This is a genomic window from Phyllobacterium myrsinacearum (assembly GCF_014138285.1).
Taxonomy (GTDB): domain Bacteria; phylum Pseudomonadota; class Alphaproteobacteria; order Rhizobiales; family Rhizobiaceae; genus Phyllobacterium; species Phyllobacterium myrsinacearum_A.
In genome coordinates this window covers 519,994-543,138 of sequence record NZ_JACGXN010000001.1, presented here as the reverse complement: position 1 = coordinate 543,138, position 23,145 = coordinate 519,994, and the positions used below count along the sequence as shown (strand labels likewise).

20 protein-coding genes are annotated in these 23,145 nt (G+C 57.2%); 11 read left to right on the top strand and 9 right to left on the bottom strand.

Annotated features, from left to right (window positions below; genetic code table 11):
* The first annotated feature begins 35 nt into the window (after positions 1-35).
* The 3 genes from ispH to rnhA are packed head-to-tail and all read left to right on the top strand — an operon-like array spanning position 36 to position 2,465.
* Entirely contained in the window at positions 36-1,043 is a 1,008-nt protein-coding gene (gene ispH / locus FHW16_RS02740) for a 4-hydroxy-3-methylbut-2-enyl diphosphate reductase (RefSeq protein ID WP_182547624.1), read from the top strand.
* A 1-nt stretch (position 1,044) separates the two neighbouring features.
* The gene (locus FHW16_RS02735) at positions 1,045-2,025 is read left to right on the top strand and encodes a homoserine kinase (RefSeq protein WP_182547623.1); all 981 of its coding nucleotides are present in this window, start codon (positions 1,045-1,047) and stop codon (positions 2,023-2,025) included.
* The gene (gene rnhA / locus FHW16_RS02730) at positions 2,022-2,465 is read left to right on the top strand and encodes a ribonuclease HI (RefSeq protein ID WP_105737018.1); all 444 of its coding nucleotides are present in this window, start codon (positions 2,022-2,024) and stop codon (positions 2,463-2,465) included. Before FHW16_RS02735 ends, rnhA begins: the two co-directional genes overlap by 4 nt.
* Before the next feature lie 59 nt (positions 2,466-2,524).
* On the opposite strand, the gene FHW16_RS02725 is transcribed toward rnhA, so the two are convergent.
* Entirely contained in the window at positions 2,525-3,010 is a 486-nt protein-coding gene (locus FHW16_RS02725) for a peroxiredoxin (RefSeq protein WP_182547622.1), read from the bottom strand.
* Positions 3,011-3,093: 83 nt separating this feature from the next.
* The gene (locus FHW16_RS02720) at positions 3,094-3,891 is read right to left on the bottom strand and encodes a protein-disulfide reductase DsbD domain-containing protein (protein ID WP_182547621.1); all 798 of its coding nucleotides are present in this window, start codon (positions 3,889-3,891) and stop codon (positions 3,094-3,096) included.
* Positions 3,892-4,077: 186 nt separating this feature from the next.
* Between FHW16_RS02720 and FHW16_RS02715 the strand changes: the two genes are divergently transcribed.
* Positions 4,078-4,680, top strand: a complete 603-nt coding sequence (locus tag FHW16_RS02715; protein WP_182547620.1) for a YqgE/AlgH family protein — start codon at positions 4,078-4,080, stop codon at positions 4,678-4,680.
* Between the two features lie 18 nt (positions 4,681-4,698).
* On the opposite strand, the gene FHW16_RS02710 is transcribed toward FHW16_RS02715, so the two are convergent.
* The 4 genes from FHW16_RS02710 to thrC form a co-directional block, all read right to left on the bottom strand.
* A complete protein-coding gene (locus FHW16_RS02710; RefSeq protein WP_246711659.1) occupies positions 4,699-7,536 on the bottom strand; it encodes an EAL domain-containing protein in 2,838 nt (945 codons plus the stop codon).
* A gap of 85 nt (positions 7,537-7,621) precedes the next feature.
* Complete coding sequence (locus FHW16_RS02705) at positions 7,622-8,203, bottom strand: GNAT family N-acetyltransferase (protein WP_182547619.1); 582 nt, start codon at positions 8,201-8,203, stop codon at positions 7,622-7,624.
* 12 nt (positions 8,204-8,215) lie between these two features.
* Entirely contained in the window at positions 8,216-9,511 is a 1,296-nt protein-coding gene (locus FHW16_RS02700) for a M16 family metallopeptidase (protein WP_182547618.1), read from the bottom strand.
* A 10-nt stretch (positions 9,512-9,521) separates the two neighbouring features.
* Positions 9,522-10,919: a threonine synthase gene (gene thrC / locus FHW16_RS02695; RefSeq protein WP_182547617.1), complete on the bottom strand. Its 1,398-nt coding sequence runs from the start codon at positions 10,917-10,919 to the stop codon at positions 9,522-9,524.
* Positions 10,920-11,046: 127 nt separating this feature from the next.
* On the opposite strand from thrC, the gene FHW16_RS02690 reads away from it, so the two are divergent.
* Entirely contained in the window at positions 11,047-11,643 is a 597-nt protein-coding gene (locus tag FHW16_RS02690) for a hypothetical protein (protein ID WP_246711607.1), read from the top strand.
* A gap of 268 nt (positions 11,644-11,911) precedes the next feature.
* Here FHW16_RS02690 and FHW16_RS02685 read toward each other — a convergent pair whose 3' ends face one another.
* Entirely contained in the window at positions 11,912-12,598 is a 687-nt protein-coding gene (locus FHW16_RS02685; RefSeq protein ID WP_182547616.1) for an HAD family hydrolase, read from the bottom strand.
* Positions 12,599-12,811: 213 nt separating this feature from the next.
* Between FHW16_RS02685 and FHW16_RS02680 the strand changes: the two genes are divergently transcribed.
* Positions 12,812-13,945, top strand: a complete 1,134-nt coding sequence (locus FHW16_RS02680) for a site-specific DNA-methyltransferase (protein ID WP_182547615.1) — start codon at positions 12,812-12,814, stop codon at positions 13,943-13,945.
* A gap of 91 nt (positions 13,946-14,036) precedes the next feature.
* On the opposite strand, the gene FHW16_RS02675 is transcribed toward FHW16_RS02680, so the two are convergent.
* The gene (locus FHW16_RS02675; protein WP_182547614.1) at positions 14,037-14,648 is read right to left on the bottom strand and encodes an HAD family hydrolase; all 612 of its coding nucleotides are present in this window, start codon (positions 14,646-14,648) and stop codon (positions 14,037-14,039) included.
* Positions 14,645-15,724: an A/G-specific adenine glycosylase gene (mutY, locus tag FHW16_RS02670; RefSeq protein ID WP_182547613.1), complete on the bottom strand. Its 1,080-nt coding sequence runs from the start codon at positions 15,722-15,724 to the stop codon at positions 14,645-14,647. Before mutY ends, FHW16_RS02675 begins: the two co-directional genes overlap by 4 nt.
* An 87-nt stretch (positions 15,725-15,811) precedes the next feature.
* Here mutY and FHW16_RS02665 point away from each other — a divergent pair, with 87 nt between their 5' ends.
* From FHW16_RS02665 to smc, 5 genes are all read left to right on the top strand, one after another.
* Positions 15,812-17,122 carry an O-antigen ligase family protein gene (locus tag FHW16_RS02665; protein WP_182547612.1) on the top strand — a complete coding sequence of 437 codons (1,311 nt, stop codon included), beginning with the start codon at positions 15,812-15,814 and terminating at the stop codon, positions 17,120-17,122.
* 31 nt (positions 17,123-17,153) lie between these two features.
* Complete coding sequence (locus FHW16_RS02660; protein WP_182547611.1) at positions 17,154-18,128, top strand: SDR family NAD(P)-dependent oxidoreductase; 975 nt, start codon at positions 17,154-17,156, stop codon at positions 18,126-18,128.
* Positions 18,129-18,163: 35 nt separating this feature from the next.
* Positions 18,164-18,664, top strand: coding sequence for a DUF721 domain-containing protein (locus FHW16_RS02655; RefSeq protein ID WP_182547610.1), 501 nt, complete (start codon positions 18,164-18,166; stop codon positions 18,662-18,664).
* Positions 18,665-18,803: 139 nt separating this feature from the next.
* Positions 18,804-19,541, top strand: coding sequence for a DsbA family protein (locus FHW16_RS02650; RefSeq protein ID WP_182547609.1), 738 nt, complete (start codon positions 18,804-18,806; stop codon positions 19,539-19,541).
* A 66-nt stretch (positions 19,542-19,607) separates the two neighbouring features.
* Positions 19,608-23,066 (top strand): chromosome segregation protein SMC, encoded by a 3,459-nt coding sequence (gene smc, locus FHW16_RS02645; protein WP_182547608.1) that lies wholly within the window; start codon positions 19,608-19,610, stop codon positions 23,064-23,066.
* The last annotated feature ends 79 nt before the right edge of the window (positions 23,067-23,145 follow it).

Below are 23,145 nucleotides of genomic sequence, written 5' to 3'. Positions count from 1 at the left end.
GGGCATGCCCCAACGCTTTGATTTCCGCGAGACTTATGACCATGGCTGACAAGAAACCACTGACAATCCGCCTGTGCGGACCGCGCGGGTTTTGCGCCGGGGTGGATCGCGCCATTCAGATCGTCGTTCTGGCGCTGAAAAAATATGGTGCGCCGGTCTATGTTCGCCATGAGATCGTGCACAATCGTTACGTGGTGCAGGGCTTGCAGGCGCGGGGTGCCGTTTTCGTCGAAGAACTCGACGAAATTCCGGCAGAGCATCGCAGTCAGCCCGTGGTCTTCTCTGCGCACGGCGTACCGAAATCGGTGCCCGAAGATGCAGAACACAAGAACCTCTTCTATCTCGATGCAACCTGTCCGCTTGTTTCCAAGGTGCACAAGCAGGCCATGCGCCATCAGCGGCTCGGACGGCATGTCATTCTGGTGGGGCATTCCGGCCACCCTGAAGTCATCGGAACGATGGGGCAATTGCCGGAGGGCGCGGTAACCTTGATCGAAACCATCGAAGATGCCGAAAAGTATCAGCCGGAGGACCCGAAGAATCTCGGCTTCGTTACGCAGACAACCCTGTCCGTCGACGACACTGCAGGGATCATCGCAGCTTTGCAGGGCCGTTTCCCTGACTTGACCGCACCGGCAGCCGAATCCATCTGTTATGCCACCACAAACCGTCAGGATGCCGTGAAGGCCGCTGCGCCCGGCTGCGATCTGTTCCTCGTTGTCGGCGCGCCAAATTCGTCCAATTCGAAGCGGCTGGTCGAAGTGGCGGAGCGCTCCGGCGCGCTGCAATCGCTTCTCGTGCAGCGGGCTGCAGACATCGATTGGGATGTCATCGGCGATATCTCGACAGTCGGTCTTTCAGCCGGTGCGTCAGCACCTGAAATCATTGTCGATGAAATTATCCAGTCCTTTTCGGAGCGCTATTCCGTGTCGATCGAACTTGCCGAGACCACCATTGAGACCGAGAATTTCCATGTCATGCGCGATCTGCGCGATGTGGAACTGACAAGCGGCGACATGGCCTTCGTCAACGGAAGCCACTGATATGGCCGTCTACACCGATATCAACGAAATCGATCTCGCACACTTTCTCAAGGATTATGACATCGGCGAACTCCGCTCCTACAAGGGCATCGCCGAAGGCGTCGAAAACTCCAATTACCTGCTGCATACGAGCAAGGGTTCCTACATCCTGACGCTCTATGAAAAGCGTGTGAACAGCAACGATCTGCCGTTCTTTCTCGGACTGATGCAGCATCTGGCGCGCAAGGGGATCAGTTGTCCCTTGCCTGTCGGGCAGAAGAATGGCTCCAGTATAGGTGAGCTCGCAGGCCGCCCGGCGGCCATCGTTACCTTTCTTGAGGGTATGTGGATGCGCAGGCCCACGGTGCAGCATTGCCACGCGCTAGGCGAGGCGCTGGCACGCATGCATGTCGCCGGCGCGGATTTTCCCATGCGCCGCAGCAATGCGCTGTCGGTCGACGGCTGGCGGCCATTGTGGAACAATTCGAAGGACAATGCCGATCGGGTTGAGCCGGGGCTGGCCAATGAAACAGAAGCCGATCTCGCATTCTTTGAAGCCCACTGGCCAAAACATCTGCCGACGGGCGTCATTCATGCGGACCTCTTTCCGGACAATGTGTTCTTCCTCGGTGACAAGCTTTCCGGATTGATCGACTTCTATTTCGCCTGCACGGATCTGCTGGCCTATGATGTGGCGGTCTGCCTGAACGCCTGGTGCTTCGAAAAAGACCATTCCTTCAATCTGACCAAGGGGACGGCGCTGCTGCGCGGCTACAATTCCGTGCGTCCGCTATCGGTGGAGGAGGCTGCCAGCCTGCCCATTCTCGCACGCGGCTCCGCCCTGCGTTTCATGCTGACACGGCTCTATGACTGGCTGACGGTTCCCGAAGGTAGTTTTGTCGTCAAGAAAGACCCGATGGAATATGTGCGCCGCATGCGCTTCCATCGCCAGATCAAATCCGCCGAAGAATATGGCCTTTTGCCAGTGAGTGCTGCTTCGTGAAGTCAATTCAGGTTTTTACCGATGGTGCCTGTTCCGGCAATCCCGGCCCGGGGGGGTGGGGCGCGGTTCTGCGCTGGAATGGCAATGAGAAAGAACTTTCCGGCGGCGAAGCGGATACCACAAACAATCGCATGGAGTTGATGGCGGCTATTGCCGCGCTCAACGCCCTGAAGGAACCGTGCTCCGTCGATCTCTACACGGACTCCGTTTACGTTCGTGACGGCATATCGGGCTGGATCGAGGGCTGGAAGCGCAACGGCTGGAAAACCGCTGCCAAGAAGCCTGTCAAGAATGCCGAGCTCTGGCAGGCCCTTGACGAGGCGCGCAAGCGTCACAAGGTCGTATGGCACTGGGTCAAGGGCCATGCGGGGCATCCGGAGAATGAGCGCGCCGACGAACTCGCCCGCACCGGCATGGCGCCCTTCAAAAACAAATCCTGATAGAAAACAAAAGGGCCGGTAAAACCGGCCCTTGGCATATCTGGCTTGATCTTGCGGTTTTACAGCTGACCAAGCAGCGTCGCTGCGCTTGATGTAACGGCCTGACCGGGCGAATCCTCGATATTGAGTTCCTTGACCACACCGTCCTCGACAAGCATGGAATAGCGCTTGGAGCGCACGCCCATATTTCCCGCAGCAAGATCGATATCGAGGCCGACAGCCTTGGTGAAGCTCGCATTGCCGTCCGAGAGGTACTGGATCTTGCCTTCGCCATTGGTGGCCTTGGCCCAGGCGCCCATTACATGCGGATCATTGACCGCAACCACGGCGATGGCATCGACGCCCTTCGCCAGAATGGCATCACGGTTCTCGAGATAGCCGGGCAGGTGATTCATACTGCAGGTTGGGGTGAATGCACCCGGCACGGCAAACAGCACGACCTTCTTGCCCTTGAACAATGCGTCCGAGCTGATTTCGCTGACACCCTCGTCGGACTTTGTCTTGAACGTTGCGTCCGGCAAACGTTCGCCTACCTTGATTGTCATGAATTGGCTCCCTGATGAAAATAATGAATTGAGACCTATCGCAGATAGGGCGTGCCTGACCAAAAGTCGAGAGTGTCCGGCTGCTATTCCGATGCTTCGACTTTGCCTGAAACAGCGTTTTCTCCCTGAACCAGCGTATAGTTCAGCGCGACAGCCTTTTTGTCCTTGCCGGAGAGCACCGGGACTGAGAACACGGCGCTGGTTGCCTCATGGCTTTTCAGCTTGGCCATGCCGAACGTAACGCCGCCTTCACCCGCAACGAAGAGATCCGTTTGCGGCTGATCCGCCGGGACCTGCACCGTGACCTTCACATGATCATCCTTGCGCACGGCGCTCTTGACGCCGAACGAAGTCGAGGCCTTGCCTGGCAAAGCGGCAAATGCGTCGCTCACAAGGGTCTTGGTCAGCGCATCGGTCGGGCTGTTGTCGATGGGAATATCGAACTCCGCCGTGACCGGGATGCAGATGGCCTCGCAGATACCGAGAAATGCGTGACCCTTCAGATGAGCCGGCTTGGACGGATCGGTCAGTGTCAGGACAACCGGCAGGGCAACGGATTTCTTGTAGCCGGCCCATTTCGAACCGCCGTCCTCAAACCGGTGCGGTGCGGGAAAGCCGAGCGAAGAGCTTTTGATGTTTCCGTCTTGGGTCAGGGCGAGTTCAGGAGGCACACCGGCATCGCCGGGTTCGCGCCAATAGGTCTTCCAACCCGGATCAAGATTGATCTGGACAGCACCGCGCACTTCGCTCGCACCTTTCTCCGGATTGTCGATAATCAGCCGGACACTGCCACCGGGTGTTTTTGTCCAATCCGAATTGCCTGCCTGAGATGGCGAAGCGAAAATCAGGACAGTAAATGTGGATGCAAGAAGCATAGGCATGTTCATTTTCATGCGCGGACAATTACAGGGCTTTTTGCCCTTATCAAGGATATCGCGGAATTCGCCCATCATTTCTGTGTGAGTGCCGTGTTATTCTGGAAGCGTCAACAGCCCGGATTCAGGCCATTTTTGCATTTCCTTGCTCAAAACCGTTGTCATTTGCGCAATCCTTGATACCTTTGTTCGATGGAGATTTTCAGAACGGCAAACAAAGAGACCGGGTTTCTGAATGGTCAATTCCTTCTGGCGATGCCGGGAATGGAAGACATCAGGTTTGCGCGTTCGGTGATTTATGTCTGCGCGCATTCGGACAAGGGTGCCATGGGGCTGATTATCAATCGCCCGCAGGAAATGGAATTTTCCGAAATTCTCGTGCAACTTGGTGTCCTTGACGAACATCAGGCCATCATGCTGCCCGACCGCACGCGGGATTTCATTGTGCGTAATGGCGGGCCGGTGGAGATGCGCCGGGGCTTCGTCCTGCATTCCGACGACTATCTGACCGATTCAACCATGCCTGTTTCGGAGGAAATTTGTCTGACCGGCACGGTGGACATTCTGCGCGCCATATCGGGCGGCCGTGGCCCCCGCTGTGCCCTGATGACATTGGGTTATTCCGGTTGGGCCGCTGGACAGCTGGAAAACGAGATCGCCAATAATGGCTGGCTCACCTGCCGCGCGCCGCAGGACCTGCTGTTCGATACGGACCTCGAGAGCAAATATGACCGGCTTCTGGCGCATATGGGCGTTGATCCGTCGCGCCTGGCTTCGGTTGCCGGCCACGCCTGATCCCTCGGTCCCCAGCCCTTACGATGCCTTTGACTGCTGAAACTGTTCGCGTAATAGCTTTGTCGCGACGTCGAGCGTCAGGGGCGGGCTGAACATGAAGCTCTGGGCATATTCACAGCCCATCTGGCGCAGTTGCAGCGCATCACTTTCGTTCTCAATGCCTTCCGTCACAACCGAAAGACCGAGATCATGCGCCATGCTGATCATGGAGCGTAGCAGTGTGACTTTCTGCGGCTGTTCGGCCTTCAGGAATGACCGGTCGATCTTGATCATGTCGAACGGGAAAGACGTGAGGTAGGAGAGCGACGAATAGCCCGTTCCGAAATCATCGAGCGAAACGCCGACACCCATCGCCTTGATGCTTGAAAGCACATGCGCCGACCGTTCGGGATTCTCCATCATCAGGGATTCGGTCAATTCCAGTTTCAGGCTTGCAGGATCGATCTGGGTCTTTGTCAGCACGGAACGCACATCATCGATCAAGTCCTGACGGATCAGCTGGCTGCTGGATATGTTCACCGAGACGAAGAGCGGTGTAGCCCCTATGGTGCGCTGCCAGTTGACGAGATCTTGAGCCGCATGCTGCATCACGAAAAGTCCAAGCTGCACGATCAGGCCGGAACTTTCGGCAATCGGAATGAACTCCGTCGGCGGTATCGATCCGCGCCGCGGATGATCCCAGCGCATCAGCGCTTCAAAGCCGGCGATGGTATTGTCTTCCAGCCGCACGATCGGCTGGTACGCGATGTGAATTTCATGCCGCTCCAACGCGCGGCGCAGATCGGATTCCAGCTGCAGTTTGTCACTGCCGACGGCCCGGAAGGCCGGGCGGAACGGCTCGATGCGGTCGCCGCCAAAGCGTTTTGCCTGGAACATGGCAAGCTCGGCATCCTTGACCAGATCCTCGGGTGAGGCGGAGCTGCCGCTCGTCCAGGTGATCAGGCCGAGAGATGCGGTCAACACGATTTCGCGTTTGGCAAAGGCGATCGGCGCGCGGATCGCCTGTTTGACAGCTTCGGCAAAGGCGGCAATGCGTGCAGGCTCGACTTCCGACACCAGGATGAGGCCGAACTGATCGGCGGAGAGCCGGCTCAGTGTATCCTGCGGGCGCAGAAGGCGGTGCAGGCGCCGGGAGACGGTGAGCAAGAATGTATCACCCGCTGACATGCCAAGCCCGTCATTGACCTGCTTGAAGCGGTCAATGTCGATGATGAACACGGTGGGGCGAATCTTGCTTTCGGTCTGCGCCATGGTGATGACGGATCCAAGGCGGTCAAGGAACAGTTCGCGGTTGGGCAGGCCGGTCAGATTGTCGTGGACCGCATCGTGCAGCAGGCGTTCTTCCGCCTTTTTCTGCTCGGTCACATCGATGAGCGTGCCAACACAACGGACAATTTCACCATCCGACCCGATGACCGGCCGCGCTTTCAGCGTGTACCAGTAATAATGGCCGTCATTGGCGCGCAGGCGGAAGGTCTGCGAAATCCGGCCGCGGCGGTTCTCCAGAATGACGTCAAGCGTCGTGCGGAACCGGTCACGGTCGTCGGCATGCAGTGTCGGCAGCCAGTTGCGAACCGCCCCATGCAGCGAACTCGCCGACGCGCCAAGGAAGTTGGTCAGATCAGGGGTCGTGACAACGCGGTCGCGCGGCACGTCCCAGTCCCAGACGATGTCACCCGAGCCGATAATGGCCAGCGCCTGCCGCTCGACATCGGAGAACAGACCCTGCTGCAGTGCGCCGCCGGAAAAAGCGTGCTGCATCACTGTAAAGCCGATGAGCAGGACGATCAGCACCAGACCGCCGCCCAGTGCAGGCTGGACGATGTCATTGGCGAGAATACCGGATACGGTCAGCCAGCTCCCCGTCATCCAGACAAGCAGAAGCAGCCATGTCGGTATGAGCATGATGGCCCGGTCATAACTTCGGAAGGAAAAGAAGCCGATCAGCACAATACCGGCAATAATGGTCAGGGCGAATGAGAACCGCGCGATACCCGAAGCAATCGGCGGATCGAAAATAGCCACGCCGGAAAGAATACCGAGACCGAGAATCCATGTCAGCGCGCCATAGCTGAAATTGTCATGCCATCGGTTCAGGTTGAGATAGGTAAACAGGAATATCACGAGTGTCGCCGCAAGCGCCACCTCGGTGCCCGCTCGCCACATTTGCTCGTTGCCGGGTGTTATCTCGATGAGCTTGTTCCAGAAGCCGAAGTCCACGCAGATGTAGGCAAGAACGGCCCAGGCGAGAGCGGCAGTTGCCGGGAAAAGCGATGTTCCCTTGACTACAAAAAGGATCGTGAGGAAGAGAGCGAGGAGACCGGCAATCCCGAGCAGGATGCCGCGATAAAGCGTATAGGAGTTGACCGTATCCTTGTAGGCATTCGGCTCCCACACATAGACCTGCGGCAGGTTGGGGGAAGCAAGCTCGGCGACAAAAGTAATGACGGAACCGGGATTGAGCGTGACCAGAAAAATATCGGCGTCTTCACTGGCCTGTCTGTCGAGTGCGAAACCCTCGCTGGGAGTGATCGACGTGATGCGGGTCGAGCCAAGATCCGGCCAGATGAAACCCGAGCCAACCAGACGGAAGTGCGGCGCGACAATAAGGCGGTCGATCTGTTCGTCGGTGGGATTGGCCAGCGAGAACGCCGCCCAGTCGCCGGTTGAGCGGCTGTCATTGGCCTGAACCTCGATACGCCGGACAATGCCGTCCGTCCCGGGGGCAGTGGAAATCTGGAAGGTTTCACCCTGGTTCCGGTAAATCTCCACCGCCTTCGAGAGATCGAGCGCGGTACTTTCCTTGGTAATCTTGATGGTTTCAAAGGCGTTGGCCGCCGACAGCATGGACGTCATCAAAAAGATGAGGACAATAATCCTCGATAAGCCTTTCAGCATGAGTCCGGTCAATGATGCCACGAATTCAACCTTTGTTAATTATCTAGCGCCGCACATCGTCTTCTATCAGCGAGAAGAGCAGATGGTCTTGCCACATACCATTTATTTTAAGGTAGGAGCGTAGCAGTCCTTCCCTCTGAAATCCGGCTTTTTCGAGAAGGCGGATCGATCTTTCATTGCTTGGAATACAGGCCGCTTCCAGCCGGTGCAACCGTACTTTGGTAAAAGCATGGGTTATCAGCAGCCTCAGGGCCTCGCCCATGTAGCCTTGTCCGGCGTAGGGTGCACCGGTCCAATAGCCGATCATGCCGTTCTGGCCGACGCCACGTCGGATATTACCAAGCGTGATGCCGCCGAGAAGGCGCGAATCGGAGTTGTGGAAAAGAAAAAAGGGATGCGCCGTCCCTGCCGCTGCCTCATCGTCATAATGGCGAATCCGGTGGCGAAACGCACTGCGCTCCAGATCGTCATCGCTCCAAAGCGGTTCCCAGGGCGTCAGAAAATCCCGGCTTTGGGCGCGCAAACTGGCCCAGGCCCGGTAGTCGGAAACCTGCGGGGCCCGCAAATAAAGCCTTTCGCCCTGCAGTGAGAGCGAATTGCTTTTCAGGAAGGGCAGGGCGATCATGGCGTTGAGCCGTTAGACCGCTATTTTTCGCTGGCTCGGCGTTGCTGGTGCTAACCCATGACGAATATCAGGGAACTTCATCAGCGGAGCAATCGGGCCAACCGCCGCCAAAGTCGGCGATGAGTCAATGAAGAGGCGTCCGGCAAGATCTGTCAGACGTTCCGTGGTGATCTTGGACAGGCGCTCCACCAGCTGCTCCGTCGAGACAGCATGGCCGTAGAGCAGCAACTGACGGGCAATCTGCCCGGCGCGGCTCGCGGCGCTCTCATGCGACATGAGAAGGCTGGCGCGATACTGTGCCCGTGCACGGTTCAACTCGTCCTGTCCGATGTTGCGTGCCGCTTCGTGCAGTTCATTGATAATGACAGGCACAAGCTTCTTCAGATGATTGCGGCCCGTAGCGGCGTGGATGCCGAACACGCCGGTATCGGAAAAGCCCCAATGAAACGCATAGACGGAATAGCAAAGCCCGCGTTTTTCACGGACTTCCTGAAACAGCCGTGAAGACATCCCGCCGCCAAGGATCATGGCAAGAAGCTGCGAGGCGTAGAAATCGCGAACGTGATAGGCACGGCCTTCAAAGCCAAGAACGACCTGAGCGTCCATCAATTCGCGCTGTTCGCGGAAATCACCGCCGACATAATGCGCGACATCGGGTTCCGGCGCCGTCGTTTTCGCCCGGAATGAACCAAGACGGCTTTCGACTTCGCGCACGAAATCGTCGTGTTTCACACCGCCGGCAGCGACAACAACCATACGCTCGGCGCTGTACTGGTCATCCATATAACTGCGCAGATGGGCTGATGAAAAGGACTGGACCGTTTCGGGTGTGCCGAGAATCGTCCTGCCGATGGTCTGGTCACGGAAGGCCGTTTCGGTAAAGCGGTCGAAGACAACGTCATCGGGCGTATCATGCGCCGCGCCGATTTCCTGCATGATGACATTCTTTTCGCGTTCCAGCTCTTCGGCGTCGAATTTGGAACTGTTGATGATGTCGGCGAGAATATCGATCGCCAGCGGCATGTCATCACGCAAGACGCGTGCATAGAAGGACGTTGTTTCAACACTGGTGGCGGCATTGATCTCGCCGCCCACGTCTTCGATATCCGCGGCTATTTTCCAGGCGGAGCGGTTTTCCGTTCCTTTGAAAGCCATATGTTCCAGAAGATGGGCAATACCGTGCTGATTGCTCGCCTCGTTACGTGATCCTGCCTTGACCCAGATGCCAAGGGCTACACTCTCCACATGCGGCATTGTCTCTGTCGCAATCGTCAGACCGTTGGAGAGGCGACTGATTTCAACGCCCATTCAATGCTCCTTACCTTGCCGCTCTTGAATGTCGGCTGACATACTCTTCCACATTTTTAAGGTCGTTGGGAAGTGCCGTGTACTGTTCTTTTCGCTGCATGAGGTCGCCAAGCCAGACCGGAAGCGCCGGATGGATGCCACTTGCGGCCTCGACAGCATCGGGAAATTTGGCCGGATGAGCGGTCGCAAGAACGACGCTCGGTGTCCCGGATGGAACCTTTTCGCGCGCGACTTTGAGGCCAATGGCCGAATGCGGATCGAGCAGATAGCCTGATTGATCCAGCACGTTCTTGATTGCCGTGGCTGTGTCTGCCTTTGTCGAGCGCCCGGCATCGAATTCCGCACGGATTCTGGTCAAAGGCGCATCGGCAATCGTGAAACTGCCCGATTGCTTCAGGCCGTCCATCAGCCGGCGGACAGCACCGGCATCGCGACCATGTGTCTCGAACAGCAGACGTTCGAAGTTGGATGAAACCTGAATATCCATGGAAGGAGACGTGGTGTGAAGAACGCCGCGGGTTTCATATTTTCCCGTCTCGATAGCGCGCGTCAAAATATCGTTGTCATTGGTTGCAATCACCAGCCGGTCAATGGGAAGGCCCATGCGTTTGGCCACATAACCGGCAAAAATATCGCCGAAATTGCCCGTTGGAACTGTGAAGGATACCGGGCGGTCCGGACTGCCAAGGGCAACTGCAGCTGTAAAGTAATAGACGATCTGAGGCATGATCCGCGCCCAATTGATCGAATTGACACCCGACAACGAAAGTGAGTCGCGGAAATTCAGGTCGTTGAACATGCCTTTGACCAGTGACTGGCAGTCGTCGAAATTGCCCTCGATCGCCAGTGCATGCACGTTTGATGCGGCAGATGTCGTCATCTGCCGTTGCTGCACCGGCGAGACGCGGTTGTGCGGAAACAGAATGAAGATGTCTGTGCGATCGCGGTTGGCGAAGGCTTCGATGGCTGCACCGCCCGTATCGCCGGAGGTGGCACCCACAATGGTTGCCCGCTGGTCGCGCTTGGCGAGGATGTAATCCATGAGCCGGGCGAGAAGCTGCATCGCCACGTCCTTGAAAGCGAGTGTGGGGCCATGGAAAAGTTCAAGGACGAATTCGTTGTGATCGGTCTGGACCAGCGGGCAGACGGCCTTGTGACGGAACGTTGCGTAGGCTTCGTAAACCATGCGCTCGAAATCTGTCTGATCAATATCGCCCGCAATGAATGGGGTCAGGACGCGGATAGCGACTTCCTCGTAGCTTTTGCCACGCAGTGCGCGAATCTCTTCAACGGAAAGCTGTGGAAACTCCTGAGGCAGATAAAGGCCGCCATCGCGCGCCAGACCAGCCAGAAGGGCATCGGAAAAGCCTAAAACAGGCGCTTCTCCGCGAGTACTTGCATATTTCATATCATTCGCCTTTTGTACCGCGCTTGCGAGCCAGCCAACTCCTGTGGCAGAAAGCTGGAAAGCACCGTCGTATTCTTACCTTACCGTTGGTATAGAACAGGTTCGTTCGTCAAGGAAAGTTCAGTTCATGAAGTCAGAAACATATAAAACTCTGCCCTTCTATCAACTTTGCGGCATGATTTTCGCTGTAGGTCTCGCGGGATGCACCACGAGCGGCGGTGACAAGGATCCATCAAAAGATCCGGCAGTGGCCGCGGCGCAGGCGCGTATCACAGCAACCGAACTGACCGCGTATTGCCCGTCGGTAACGATCCGCGAAGGGACGGCCATCTTCAACAATTACGGCAAGGCGCCAAAAACGCCGGAAAACCTCATTTATCAGGCATCCATCGCCAATGAAACGCGCTCTTGTCAGAATGCTGGCGGCAATCTCGGCATGAATGTCGCCATTGCCGGCAAGGTTGTTCCCGGTCCGAAATTTACCCCCGGTACGCTGACCATGCCTATCCGGGTCGCGGTAATGCAAGGCTCGAATGTGATCTATTCCAAACTGTACAGGCAGCCGATTTCGGCCACCGATTCCAACGCCGCTTCGCAGTTTGTTTTCAACGATCCAAACGTCAGCTTCCCGGCGCCCACAGCAAAGGATGTTCAGGTTTTCATCGGATTTGATGAAGGTCCTGACGATACGCAGGCCACCGCGAAGTCAAAAAAGAAGAAATAAAGACACGATTGGCACAGCTGGACTCGTGAAAAAGACACCGCTTCGGCGGTGCCTTTTATCTGGCGGGTGGAACATGCGGTTCGCCCTTCGACAAGCTCAGGAAGCTCACCTTTGCGGTGCGTGGTTCGACAAGCTCACCATGAGGGACATGGTAGCTGCAAGGCTAATCGGAAACATTGCAGGATATAATTCCCTGCTATCCTCACTCTCCCTCATGGTGAGCTTGTCGAACCACGCACAACGGCATTGCAGCTATTTCAGCCTGATTCTAAACAGCCTCGGACCAGACGGCCATCGCCTCGATAACGGCAGGCAGGTCGCGGTGACGGCTGATTACGGTTTCGGCGCCTGCATCAGTCAGCTTGTCCGCATGACCCGGGTAGGTATGGGCGCCACCGGTAAAGCCGATAACACGCATGCCGGCGGTCACTGCCGCATGTACGCCGTGCGCAGAGTCTTCGATTACAATGCAACGGGCAGGCTCGACATTGAAATGCTTGGCAGCGAAGATGTAGACATCCGGTGCCGGCTTTGCCTTCCGGGTTCCTACTTCGCGAGCCGAGAAAATATTGGGTGCGAAGAGGTCATAGAGCGAGCTTTGTTCCAGCATCATCTTCAGCGAAGCACTGGTCGAGTTCGAAGCAATGCATTTCGGGTATTTGAGCGTAGCGGCAACCTGCTCGATACCGTCAATGACATTCAGTTCATGGCGCAGCTTCTGATCCATCTGGCGCGTCGATTCTTCAATCAGCGAGGCGGAAATGGGGACGCCCGATTCTTTTTCCACTTGAATGAGGATATCCGTCCAGGTCAGTCCGGCAAAACGTTCGGCAATGGCCTCCGCTTCGATCGGGTAACCCGATTCCGTCAACAATTTCGATTCGACCTCGGCGGCCAATATCTCTGAATCGACGAGTACGCCATCGCAGTCGAAAATAATCAGCTGGGGTTCCATTCCGTCATACCTGTTCGTGAAAAATGGCTGCATCGCGCAGCTTTGTGTCAAGTTTGGGGGATTACCGGCATCGACTACACCCTTATTGACGGGGCGTCAAAGAAAAGCGCGTTGTTTTCGATCACGGATATCAGCTGGCTTTAACGCGATGTTTACCCTGCTCGGTAACCATAAGGTCAGTTCAGTAACGCGTCTCCAGTAATCGAGTATCCCATGTCCGTTGTTCGTCTCGTCAATGACCTGCCCCAGGCTGCACCGCAATCTTCCTGGCTCGACACGATCCTGAAAGGCGACTGTGTTGCCGCTCTCAATCGTCTTCCCGATCATTCCATCGATGTTATCTTTGCTGACCCTCCTTACAATCTCCAGCTTGACGGCGATCTGCATCGCCCCGACCAGTCAAAGGTCGACGCTGTTGACGATCACTGGGACCAGTTCGACAGTTTTCAGGCCTATGATGCCTTCACCCGCGCCTGGCTCCTTGCGTGCCGGCGCGTTCTGAAGCCGAATGGCACCATCTGGGTCATCGGCTCCTACCATAACATCTTCCGCGTTGGCGCCGCCATGCAGGATCTCGGATTCTGGATGCTTAACGACGTCATCTGGCGCAAGAACAATCCGATGCCGAACTTCCGCGGCCGCCGGTTTCAGAATGCGCATGAAACCATGATCTGGGCGTCGCGCGACCAGAAGGGCAAGGGCTACACCTTCAACTATGAAGCGATGAAGGCTGCCAATGACGATCTGCAGATGCGGTCCGACTGGCTGTTTCCCATCTGCACTGGTGCGGAGCGTCTGAAAGATGAGAATGGCGACAAGATCCACCCGACCCAGAAGCCGGAAGCGCTTTTGGCCCGTATTCTCATGGCTTCATCCAAGCCCGGCGATATCATTCTCGATCCGTTCTTCGGATCAGGAACAACCGGCGCGGTCGCCAAACGCCTTGGCCGCCATTTTGTCGGTGTTGAACGCGAACAGAAATACATCGACGCGGCGATGAGCCGGATCGCCTCGGTCGAGGAACTGGGCGGTGCCGAGCTCAAGGTTATGACCGGCAAACGCGCCGAACCACGTGTTGCGTTCGGCAGCATCGTTGAGGCCGGACTGCTGAAGCCGGGTGTCGTTCTGAGCGATGTCCGTCAGCGCCATGCGGCTATCGTTCGTGCTGACGGAACCGTATCCAGCAATGGCGATGCGGGATCGATCCACCGCATGGGTGCGAAGGTGCAGGGCTTCGATGCCTGCAATGGCTGGACTTTCTGGCATTACGAGGAAGATGGCAAGCTCAAGCCGATTGATGAACTGCGCAAACAGGTTCGCGACGGAATGGCTTCCGCCGGCGTATAGGCCCTGATCCGATCGGACGAGACCTCCAGTGCCGCTCTGATCTCGAAACGCCCGAGGTGTAAGCCTTGGGCGTTTCGTCGTTTTCGTCCGTTTAAATGCGAACGCCGAGCCGGGCGAGATCGGCGCGCAGCGTTTCCGGATTGATGAACTGCACCGACTGCCATCCAGCAGCCTGCGCGCCGGCCACATTCTTGGCGCTGTCATCAATGAAGAGGGTGGCGGCGGGATCAACCGCGAATGTTGCAACGTGATGGTCATAGATCGCCTTGTCAGGCTTGATCAGGCCGATATCGCCCGAGATCGTAACGCCACGGCTTTCCGTCAGGAAGGGGAAGCGCTCCCAGGCCTCGCGCAGCGTGTCGGAGGCGAAGTTCGTCAGCATCGTCACATCGTGCCCGTCAGCAATCAGCTTGCGCATGATAACGACGCTCTCATCGATCGAACCGGTGATCATCTGATGCCAGTTCTGCCTGAAGGCGCGGATATGGTGCTCGCGGTCAGGAAAATCGGCGATCAGGAGCGCTTCGGCATCAGCCCATTTGCGGCCCCGGTCCTGTTCGATGTTCCAGTCATGGGTACAGACGTTGTCGAAGAACCATTTACGCTCGGCGGCATCCGGGATGACACTGCGAAAAGCGACATCGGGATCGTAATGGATAAGAACCTGTCCGATGTCGAATACAATGTGTTTGACGGGTGTCATGCCTCTTTCCTTCTTTTCTCGAAAGCATCCGGTATTGCGGCAGCAATGGCCTTTTTCATGACCGTGGGCAATGCTTCGTTGTCCAGATTTTCAACACTGATCCACCAGCCGTCATTGCTGGCCAGCTTTTGCACGTTCTGAGCCTTGTAGATTGTCAGGCGGAGTTCAAAATGCGTGAAAATATGGGTTATGGCGCCACTGGATGTCCACTCCGCTTCAAAGGGAGCGGCATCAATGCCTGTCTCGCCATCGGCGCGGGACGTCCATTCCGTTGTCGGCACCTCGGTCATACCCCCAAGCAGTCCGGTTTGAGCCCGTCCTCGCAGATAGACCTCACCGTTGCCCGAAATTGCAACGAACGCGGCGCCCATCCGGACTGGCTTCCGCTTTTTGGGCGCCTTCACCGGGAAGAATTCCGGATCTGTCGTCTTCAGGGCCTCGCAATTGTCATTGAGCGGGCAGATCACACAGGCAGGACGCCTGGGTGTGCAAATTGTCGCGCCGAGATCCATCATCGCCTGGGCGAAATCACCGGAACGCTTGTCCGGCGTCAGCGCCTGCATCAACCGCCGAATGTCAGGCTTGGCCGCAGGCAATGGTGTCGACAGCGCATAAAGCCGCGTAATGACGCGTTCCACATTGCCGTCGACAACAGCAACCGGCATATCAAACGCAATGGATGCAATGGCCGCTGCGGTATAATCACCGATTCCGGGCAATGATTTGAGTTGGGCAAGATCGGCCGGAAAGTGCCCGTCAAAATTTTCTGCCACAATATCGGCGCACTTCTTCAGGTTTCTGGCGCGGGAATAGTATCCAAGTCCGGCCCACGCACGCATCACATCATCCTGGCTGGCGGCCGCGAGATCCAATATGGTTGGCCATTTATGAATAAAGCCGAGAAAATAAGGTTTGACTGCCTCAACCGTCGTCTGCTGAAGCATGATTTCCGAAAGCCAGATTCGGTATGGACTAGCTACAATTCCGGACTTGTAATCGCGTGGTGTTATGCGCCAGGGTAAAATTCGATGATGGCTATCATACCAAGTGAGCAGTTCATTTGTTATTGGTTGCATCAATTCAAAACTGCTTTACAGGGAAGTGGAGTGACATTTCTCATGAAACGGTTGCGAAAGTAAATTCAAGAACATTCGGATTCATAGATGTTTCCAGCTCAGTTGACCAACGCCCTGCTGTTACCCACAAAAGGGCGTCTTGTCGGTATTGATCGCAACAATCGCATCTTTACTTTTTTGTTCGCGCTTTTTCCCGGTTTGCTGGTCAGCGGAACGTCGGTGACGCTGGTCTGCGCGTTCCTCTGGGCTATAATTTCGCTGGTATTGGGGCGCTTCCCCTATCAAATGACGCGGCAGGACCGCATCATTGCATGGATTTTCACCACTTATGTCCTGGCTACTGTCCTCGCAGTTATTCTGAGCCCCAATCTGGCAAAGGGTGCTGAATACCTTCTGAAGATGATTCCGTTCCTGGCGGCATGGGCAATTATCCCTCGTCTCAGAGTGAGTCTGCAGGGGCGCCTCATCCCATTCTTTTTCACAGGTGCCGGGATCGGGATGATCGGTGCCCTTGTCTACAGCATCATTCAGGTGCTGTTCATTGAGAGTCGCGCCGCAGGCGGCGCGGGCAATGCCGCCGTGTTTGGGCTTTTTGCGGTGCTTTTTGGGAGCATATCACTGCTCAATGTGCATTCGGAAAGCAGGGCCGAGCGGATAATTGCCGTGGCCGGTTTCACCTGCGGTTTGATTTGCGCGTTTCTCTCGGGAACCCGGTCCGCCTGGCTGGTGATTCCCTTTCATTGCGCCATTCTGTTTTGGTATCTGCGCGGTCAGACACTGCCGACGATCAACAGGACTATAAAAATCCTGGTGGTAATTTTGCTTGTTTTGGTGGCCGTGGCCGCTGTTCCCAAGATTCTCGACCGCTATCGTGCCCTGCAGACGGATATCGTCCAACTCGATGAACAGCCAGGCAATATGAGTTCCCTGAGTGCCCGCATTCAGCTGTGGAGCGGTGCAGAAAAGGCATTCTTTGCTTCACCTGTCATCGGGCAGGGGCCGCAAAATCGCATGAAGGCCGTCAACGAGGCGCTGCAACTACCCGTTGAGAAGTATATGACGTTCACCCACGTCCACAATGGGTTCCTGAATGCGGCTGTGGACGGCGGTATTGTGGGTATTATCGCGCTGCTCCTGTTGCTCTCCGCGCCCATTGTGGCGGCAAGACTGAAAGAACCAGGGCAGGGCCGCGATCTGATGACAGCGCTTTCGTTGCTACTGGTGACGAGTTATGTCATCACGGGCATGTTTGGCATTATGTTCGGTCATGATGCCACTGATGCGGTTTTCATCTATGTGACGCTTCTTATTTCTTCGGTTTCCGGCACTATACCCTATCTGTCGGTGCGGCAACTCGCGGAGCGTGCCGAAGACGACAAGGCCGTTCTGGCCACATGATAATAACGGGTGCTTGGGATAAAATATTGAAATGAAAGCGATTGTTACCGGAGCAGCGGGCTTTATCGGCTTTCACGTAGCAAGACGGCTTGCCAAGGAAGGCTTTGAGGTCGTCGCTATCGACAACCTTAACGATTACTATCAGGTGGCCCTCAAGGAGACACGCCGGTCGGCACTTGATGGCCAGCACAATATCCGCTTTGCCCGCGCCAATATCGCCAGACCCGAGGAATTGCGCGCAGCGATTGGCGCCGACATGGACGCTGATGTCATCGTGCATCTGGCTGCCCAGGCAGGGGTACGTTACTCGGTTGAAAATCCGGCTGCCTATGTCGACGCCAATGTTCATGGTCAGGTGACCGTATTTGAACAGGTCCGGGTGATGCCGAAGCAACCACCGGTCGTCTATGCAAGTTCATCGTCGGTTTACGGTGCCAACACCAAGGTGCCGTTTTCCGAGAGCGATCCGGTCAACAATCCGGTTTCCGTCTATGCGGCGACAAAGCGCTCGGCTGAATTGCTGGCCTATTCCTACTCCCACGTGCACAAGATCGCTTCAACCGGTCTGCGGTTCTTTACCGTCTATGGTCCCTATGGCCGCCCTGACATGGCGCCCTGGCTGTTCACGGACGCTATTTCGAAGGGTGAGCCGATCAAGGTATACAATCACGGCAAGATGGCGCGCGATTTTACCTTCATCGACGATATCGTCAGCGGCGTCCTCGGTGCTGTGAACCGCATCCTGTCGAATCCGGCAGAAACGGCCCCGGTCTACAATCTTGGCAACAACAACCCGGTGGCCCTGCTGCGCTTTATCGAGATCATCGAACAGGCGGTGGGACGTGAAGCCGTCAAAAAGTTCGAACCGATGCCACCGGCTGATGTCGAGCGGACCTATGCCGATATTGAACTTGCTACGCGTGATCTGGGTTTTTGCCCGAAGACAACACTGGAAGAGGGTATTCCTTTGTTTGTTGAGTGGTTTCGCGGCTATAATGGCCGCTGACGCTTCCATTCCGGACACACGAGGCAATCGGCACCATGAGCGATAATCGCAAGCAGAGAGGATTCCGGCCATTGGCCGATCCCGCTTCAGGTGTGCTCGATCCTGTCCTGCGCAAGCGTGCCGGGATCACGATAGAGCTTGTTCAGGCTTGGGAAGAGGTGGTCGGCCCCGCCCTCGGCGATCAATCCCGCCCTCTCAAGCTGCTGTGGCCGCGCCGTGCGCATGAGGACGATCCGTTCCAGCCGGCAACGCTTGTGATCGCCTGTCAGGGCTTTACCGCCATGCGTATCCAGCACGAAACGGGTGAGATTATCAGCCGGGTCAACGCTTTTCTGGGGTTCGCCGCCGTCGGCCGCATCAAGATCGAGCAGAAGGCCATCACGCTGCCTGCACCGAAGCGGCGTCCCTTGCCGCCGGTCGATGCGGCAACCAGAGGAAAGATCAGCCGCGTGGTGGAAGCTATCGAGGATGACAGCCTGCGCGAAGCACTGGAGCGGCTCGGCCAAAGCATCCACGCGGAAAAGATCAAACGCTGAAACACGTTTTGCTTGATTTTATTCCGGTTCAGATCACGAAAAATTCAAAGACAGATTGCAAGCTCTGCCTTAAAGAGACTGCCATAGGACTCTATTGAGTCAATCAACGCATAATCAACACCGGAGACAGGTGATCCTTATGACTGACATGCTGACACGCCGAAACATTCTGACACTTGCGGCCGTATCGACGGCGGCGCTCGCCGTGACTGCGGGCAGCCAGGCATGGGCAGAAGATGCGGCAGCGCCCGCTGCAGGTGCTTCGACACCAGCCCCCGCGACACCGGCCCCCGCGACACCGTCCAACGTCAAGATTCCGGAAGCTGCCGGCAAGGTCGATCAGGCCAAGCTGATGGAGCAGGGTGCTTTGAAAGACATCGTCCTGGGCAAGGCCGATGCGCCGGTCACCATCGTCGAATACGCCTCGATGACCTGCCCGCACTGCGCGCACTTCACCGTTGCCACGCTGCCGACGATCAAGGAAAAGTATATCGATACGGGTAAGGCCAAGCTCATTCTGCGCGAATTCCCGTTCGATCCGCGCGCTGCCGCTGCCTTCATGCTGGCTCGTTGCGCCCCGGAAGACCGTTATTATCCGCTGGTAGATGTGCTGTTCAAACAGCAGGAACAGTGGGCTGCTTCGGCAAATGCAGTGGAACCTTTGATGCAAATCTCTAAATTGGCCGGTTTTACACAGGAGTCCTTCAACGCTTGCTTGACGAACCAAAAACTTCTGGATGATGTGAATGCATCGCGTGACCGCGGAGCCAAGGATTTCGGCGTGAATGCCACGCCGACCTTCTTCATCAACGGCACGAAATATTCAGGAGCCCTATCGGTTGACGAAATGTCAGCGATTATCGACGGTCTACTCTGATAGCTGCCTGTCCGGCGGACGCTTTGTCGCGTCCGCCCTTGCGGTGTTTTGCGGGAAGGGCCTCTGATGCGCTTCACGAAACTCCGTCTCCTCGGTTTCAAATCTTTTGTCGAGCCTGCCGAATTCGTCATTGAAGGCGGATTGACCGGCGTTGTCGGTCCCAATGGCTGCGGCAAGTCCAATCTCGTTGAAGCCCTTCGCTGGGTCATGGGCGAGAACTCCTACAAGAATATGCGTGCGTCCGGCATGGATGACGTCATTTTCTCGGGCTCCGGCACGCGCCCGTCGCGCAATACCGCTGAAGTGACGCTTTTTCTCGACAATCATGACCGCAGCGCTCCGGCAAGCTTCAATGATGCCGATGAATTGCAGGTATCGCGCCGCATCGAGCGGGAAGCGGGATCAGTCTACCGTATCAATGGCAAGGATGCCCGTGCCAAGGATGTACAGCTTCTGTTTGCCGATCAGTCGACCGGTGCCCGATCGCCATCGATGGTGGGTCAGGGCCGCATTGGCGAACTTATTCAGGCCAAGCCGCAGGCCCGCCGGGCGCTTCTGGAAGAAGCCGCTGGCATATCCGGTCTGCACACCCGCCGCCATGAAGCGGAACTGCGCCTCAGAGCAGCCGAACAGAATCTGGAGCGGCTGGAAGATGTCGTTGGCGAACTCGAAACCCAGATCGAGAGCCTGAAACGGCAATCGCGTCAGGCCAACCGCTTCAAGAGCCTGTCGGCGGATATTCGCCGTTCAGAAGCGATTCTGTTACATCTGAAGTGGGCCGTAGCCAAAAAACAAGAAGCAGAGGCGCAATCCGCCCTGTCCGCCGCAACGTCGGGGGTCGGTGATTTCGCCCAGGTCCAGATGAATGCTGCCAAGGAGCAGGCAATCGGCGCACATAAACTGCCTGATCTGCGTGAAGCAGAAGCCAAGGCTGCCGCAGCCCTGCAACGCCTGACTATTGCCCGCTCGCAGATCGAGGAAGAGGCCCAGCGCATCCGCGCCCGCCAGTCGGAGCTGGAAAAGCGTCTGGTCCAGCTCACCGCCGATATCGCCCGCGAAGAGCAGATGGTGCGCGACAATGCCGATATTCTGGCGCGTCTCGATGCGGAAGAGCGCGGCCTCAATCAGGACAACGCCAATGCGGGTGAACACGAACTGGAAACCCGCGCTGATTTTGAACGTGCCGATGCGAAGCTTCTGGAAAGTGAAGCGGCTCTTGCCAAGGTAACCGCAGAACGCGCCGAGGCCACGGCCGAACGGGCGCAGGTTGAACGCAACCTGCGTGAAAGCACCGAGCGCCGTGATCGTCTCGTCCGTCAGATGGGCGAGGTGGAACGCGACCTCTCCGCCATCACAGTGCAAATTGGGGCTCTTGCCGATCCCATCGAGAAACAGGCGCTGGTTGAAGCAGCCGAAGCGACGCTCGAACAGGCCGAGGAGCGTGCTCTGGCGGCCGAAGCCGCCGTTGAGGCCGCGCGCCGTATGGAAGCGCAGTTGCGCCAGCCGGTGCAGGACGCCCGCAGCAATCTCAACCGGATCGAGACTGAAGCCCGCACTTTGGCCAAGATGATCAACGTCGGCGGTTCGGATCTGTTTCCCGCCGTTGTCGAAGCGGTAAAGGTAGAAAAGGGGTTTGAAGTCGCGCTTGGTGCCGCGCTCGGTGAAGATCTCGATGCGCCGCTGGATCGCAGCGCTCCGGTTTTCTGGGGCGATATTGACAGCACCGGCGATGATCCCGCTTTGCCGTCCGGACTGAAGTCCCTTGCCAGCGTCGTCAAGGCGCCGCGTCAATTGGCTCGTCGTCTTGCCCAGATCGGCATTGTCGATGAGGCGGACGGCGTGCGAATTCAGGCATCTTTGAAGCCGGGACAGCGGCTGGTCAGCCGTTCCGGTGCGCTCTGGCGCTGGGATGGCTATACGGCGAGTGCCGATGCCCCGACCCCGGCAGCCCAGCGTCTGGCGCAGAAAAACCGCCTTGCCGAACTTGATATCGAAGTTGTCGACGCGACAAAGCACCTGCGCGAGGCCGAGGCCGCCATCGCGGGCGCAGAAGCCGCGGTGCGGCAGTCGGTCGACAACGAGCGGATGGCCCGTGATCACTGGCGTGCCATGCAGCGCGCCGTCAGCGATGCGCGTGAGGCGCTTGCATCAGCCGAACGGGCTGCCGGGCAGCTTTCCAGCCGCCGCGCCGCCTTGGACGAGGGCAAGGCGCGTTTGGCCGAAACGCTTGAGGAAACGCAGGAGCAGCTGCTTGAAGCCCAAGACCGGCTGGAACGGGCGCCGGATCTGGAAGAAGTCAATATCCGGCTCACCCATCTGACCACGGAAGTCATGACCGACCGGGCGGCCCTTGCCGAGGCACGTGCTGCGCACGAGGGGTTACGCCGCGAAGCTGAAAACCGCATGCGGCGGCTTGAATCGATTGGTTTTGAACACAAGAGCTGGAGCGACCGTGCTCTGAATGCCGACCGCCAGATTGAATCCCTGACCGTGCGGCGGCAGGAAGCGGAAGAGGAATTTGCCGATCTGGTCGATGCGCCGGATGAAATTGCTGAGCGCAACCGGGCTCTGTTGTCGCAACTCTCGCAAGCCGAGGCTCTGCGCAAGGACGCCGGTGACCGTCTGGCCGTCGCAGAGGCGCGTCAACAGGAGCTTGACCGCGCCGCCACCGATGCCATTCAGGCATTGGCCACTGCGCGTGAGGGCAGGGCACGGTCTGAAGAGCGCCTTGCGGCGGCGCAGGAACGCCGCCATGAAGCCGAAACCCGCATTACCGAAGCCTTGAACTGTGCACCGCATGAAGCGATGAAGCTGACCGGTCTGGGCCCCAATGACCTGCTGCCGGATGTCGACGCGACAGACCGCAATCTGGAAAGGCTCAAGATCGAGCGCGAGCGACTGGGTGCAGTCAACCTTCGGGCCGAGGAAGAGCAGGAAGAATTGTCATCGCGGCTTGAGGCGATTGTCAGCGAGCGTGAAGACATTATCGAAGCGGTCAAGAAGCTGCGGCAGGCGATCCAAAGCCTCAACCGCGAGGGCCGCGAACGGTTGCTTGCCGCGTTCGAGGTGGTGAATACCCAGTTCCAGCGCCTGTTCACGCACCTGTTTGGTGGCGGCACGGCTGAATTGCAATTGATTGAATCGGAAGATCCGCTGGAAGCCGGTCTTGAAATCCTCGCCCGTCCGCCCGGCAAGAAGCCGCAGACCATGACGCTTTTGTCCGGCGGTGAACAGGCATTGACTGCCATGGCGCTGATCTTTGCGGTGTTCCTGACCAACCCGGCCCCGATCTGCGTTCTGGACGAGGTGGATGCACCGCTCGATGATCACAATGTCGAACGCTTCTGCAATCTGATGGACGAGATGGCGGCATCCACCGAAACGCGTTTTGTTGTCATCACGCATAATCCGATCACCATGGCCCGCATGAACCGCCTGTTTGGTGTCACCATGGCCGAGCAGGGAGTCAGCCAGCTGGTATCGGTCGATCTCCAGACTGCCGAGCAGCTGCGCGAGGCAAGCTAGGATCATATCCTCGGTATGGTGTCAGGGGTTGCCATAGTTCGTGGTTCGACAAGCTCACCATGAGGGAGAGGGAAGCTCT

Bases quoted from the DNA above. Each gene is read 5' to 3' on its own strand.
- ispH (WP_182547624.1), top strand. From the start codon at position 36: ATGACCATGGCTGACAAGAAACCACTGACAATCCGCCTGTGCGGACCG.
- FHW16_RS02735 (WP_182547623.1), top strand. From the start codon at position 1,045: ATGGCCGTCTACACCGATATCAACGAAATCGATCTCGCACACTTTCTC.
- FHW16_RS02725 (WP_182547622.1), bottom strand. From the start codon at position 3,010: ATGACAATCAAGGTAGGCGAACGTTTGCCGGACGCAACGTTCAAGACA.
- FHW16_RS02720 (WP_182547621.1), bottom strand. From the start codon at position 3,891: ATGCCTATGCTTCTTGCATCCACATTTACTGTCCTGATTTTCGCTTCG.
- FHW16_RS02715 (WP_182547620.1), top strand. From the start codon at position 4,078: ATGGAGATTTTCAGAACGGCAAACAAAGAGACCGGGTTTCTGAATGGT.
- FHW16_RS02710 (WP_246711659.1), bottom strand. From the start codon at position 7,536: ATGACGTCCATGCTGTCGGCGGCCAACGCCTTTGAAACCATCAAGATT.
- FHW16_RS02705 (WP_182547619.1), bottom strand. From the start codon at position 8,203: ATGATCGCCCTGCCCTTCCTGAAAAGCAATTCGCTCTCACTGCAGGGC.
- FHW16_RS02700 (WP_182547618.1), bottom strand. From the start codon at position 9,511: ATGGGCGTTGAAATCAGTCGCCTCTCCAACGGTCTGACGATTGCGACA.
- thrC (WP_182547617.1), bottom strand. From the start codon at position 10,919: ATGAAATATGCAAGTACTCGCGGAGAAGCGCCTGTTTTAGGCTTTTCC.
- FHW16_RS02690 (WP_246711607.1), top strand. From the start codon at position 11,047: ATGAAGTCAGAAACATATAAAACTCTGCCCTTCTATCAACTTTGCGGC.
- FHW16_RS02685 (WP_182547616.1), bottom strand. From the start codon at position 12,598: ATGGAACCCCAGCTGATTATTTTCGACTGCGATGGCGTACTCGTCGAT.
- FHW16_RS02680 (WP_182547615.1), top strand. From the start codon at position 12,812: ATGTCCGTTGTTCGTCTCGTCAATGACCTGCCCCAGGCTGCACCGCAA.
- FHW16_RS02675 (WP_182547614.1), bottom strand. From the start codon at position 14,648: ATGACACCCGTCAAACACATTGTATTCGACATCGGACAGGTTCTTATC.
- mutY (WP_182547613.1), bottom strand. From the start codon at position 15,724: ATGCAACCAATAACAAATGAACTGCTCACTTGGTATGATAGCCATCAT.
- FHW16_RS02665 (WP_182547612.1), top strand. From the start codon at position 15,812: ATGTTTCCAGCTCAGTTGACCAACGCCCTGCTGTTACCCACAAAAGGG.
- FHW16_RS02660 (WP_182547611.1), top strand. From the start codon at position 17,154: ATGAAAGCGATTGTTACCGGAGCAGCGGGCTTTATCGGCTTTCACGTA.
- FHW16_RS02655 (WP_182547610.1), top strand. From the start codon at position 18,164: ATGAGCGATAATCGCAAGCAGAGAGGATTCCGGCCATTGGCCGATCCC.
- FHW16_RS02650 (WP_182547609.1), top strand. From the start codon at position 18,804: ATGACTGACATGCTGACACGCCGAAACATTCTGACACTTGCGGCCGTA.
- smc (WP_182547608.1), top strand. From the start codon at position 19,608: ATGCGCTTCACGAAACTCCGTCTCCTCGGTTTCAAATCTTTTGTCGAG.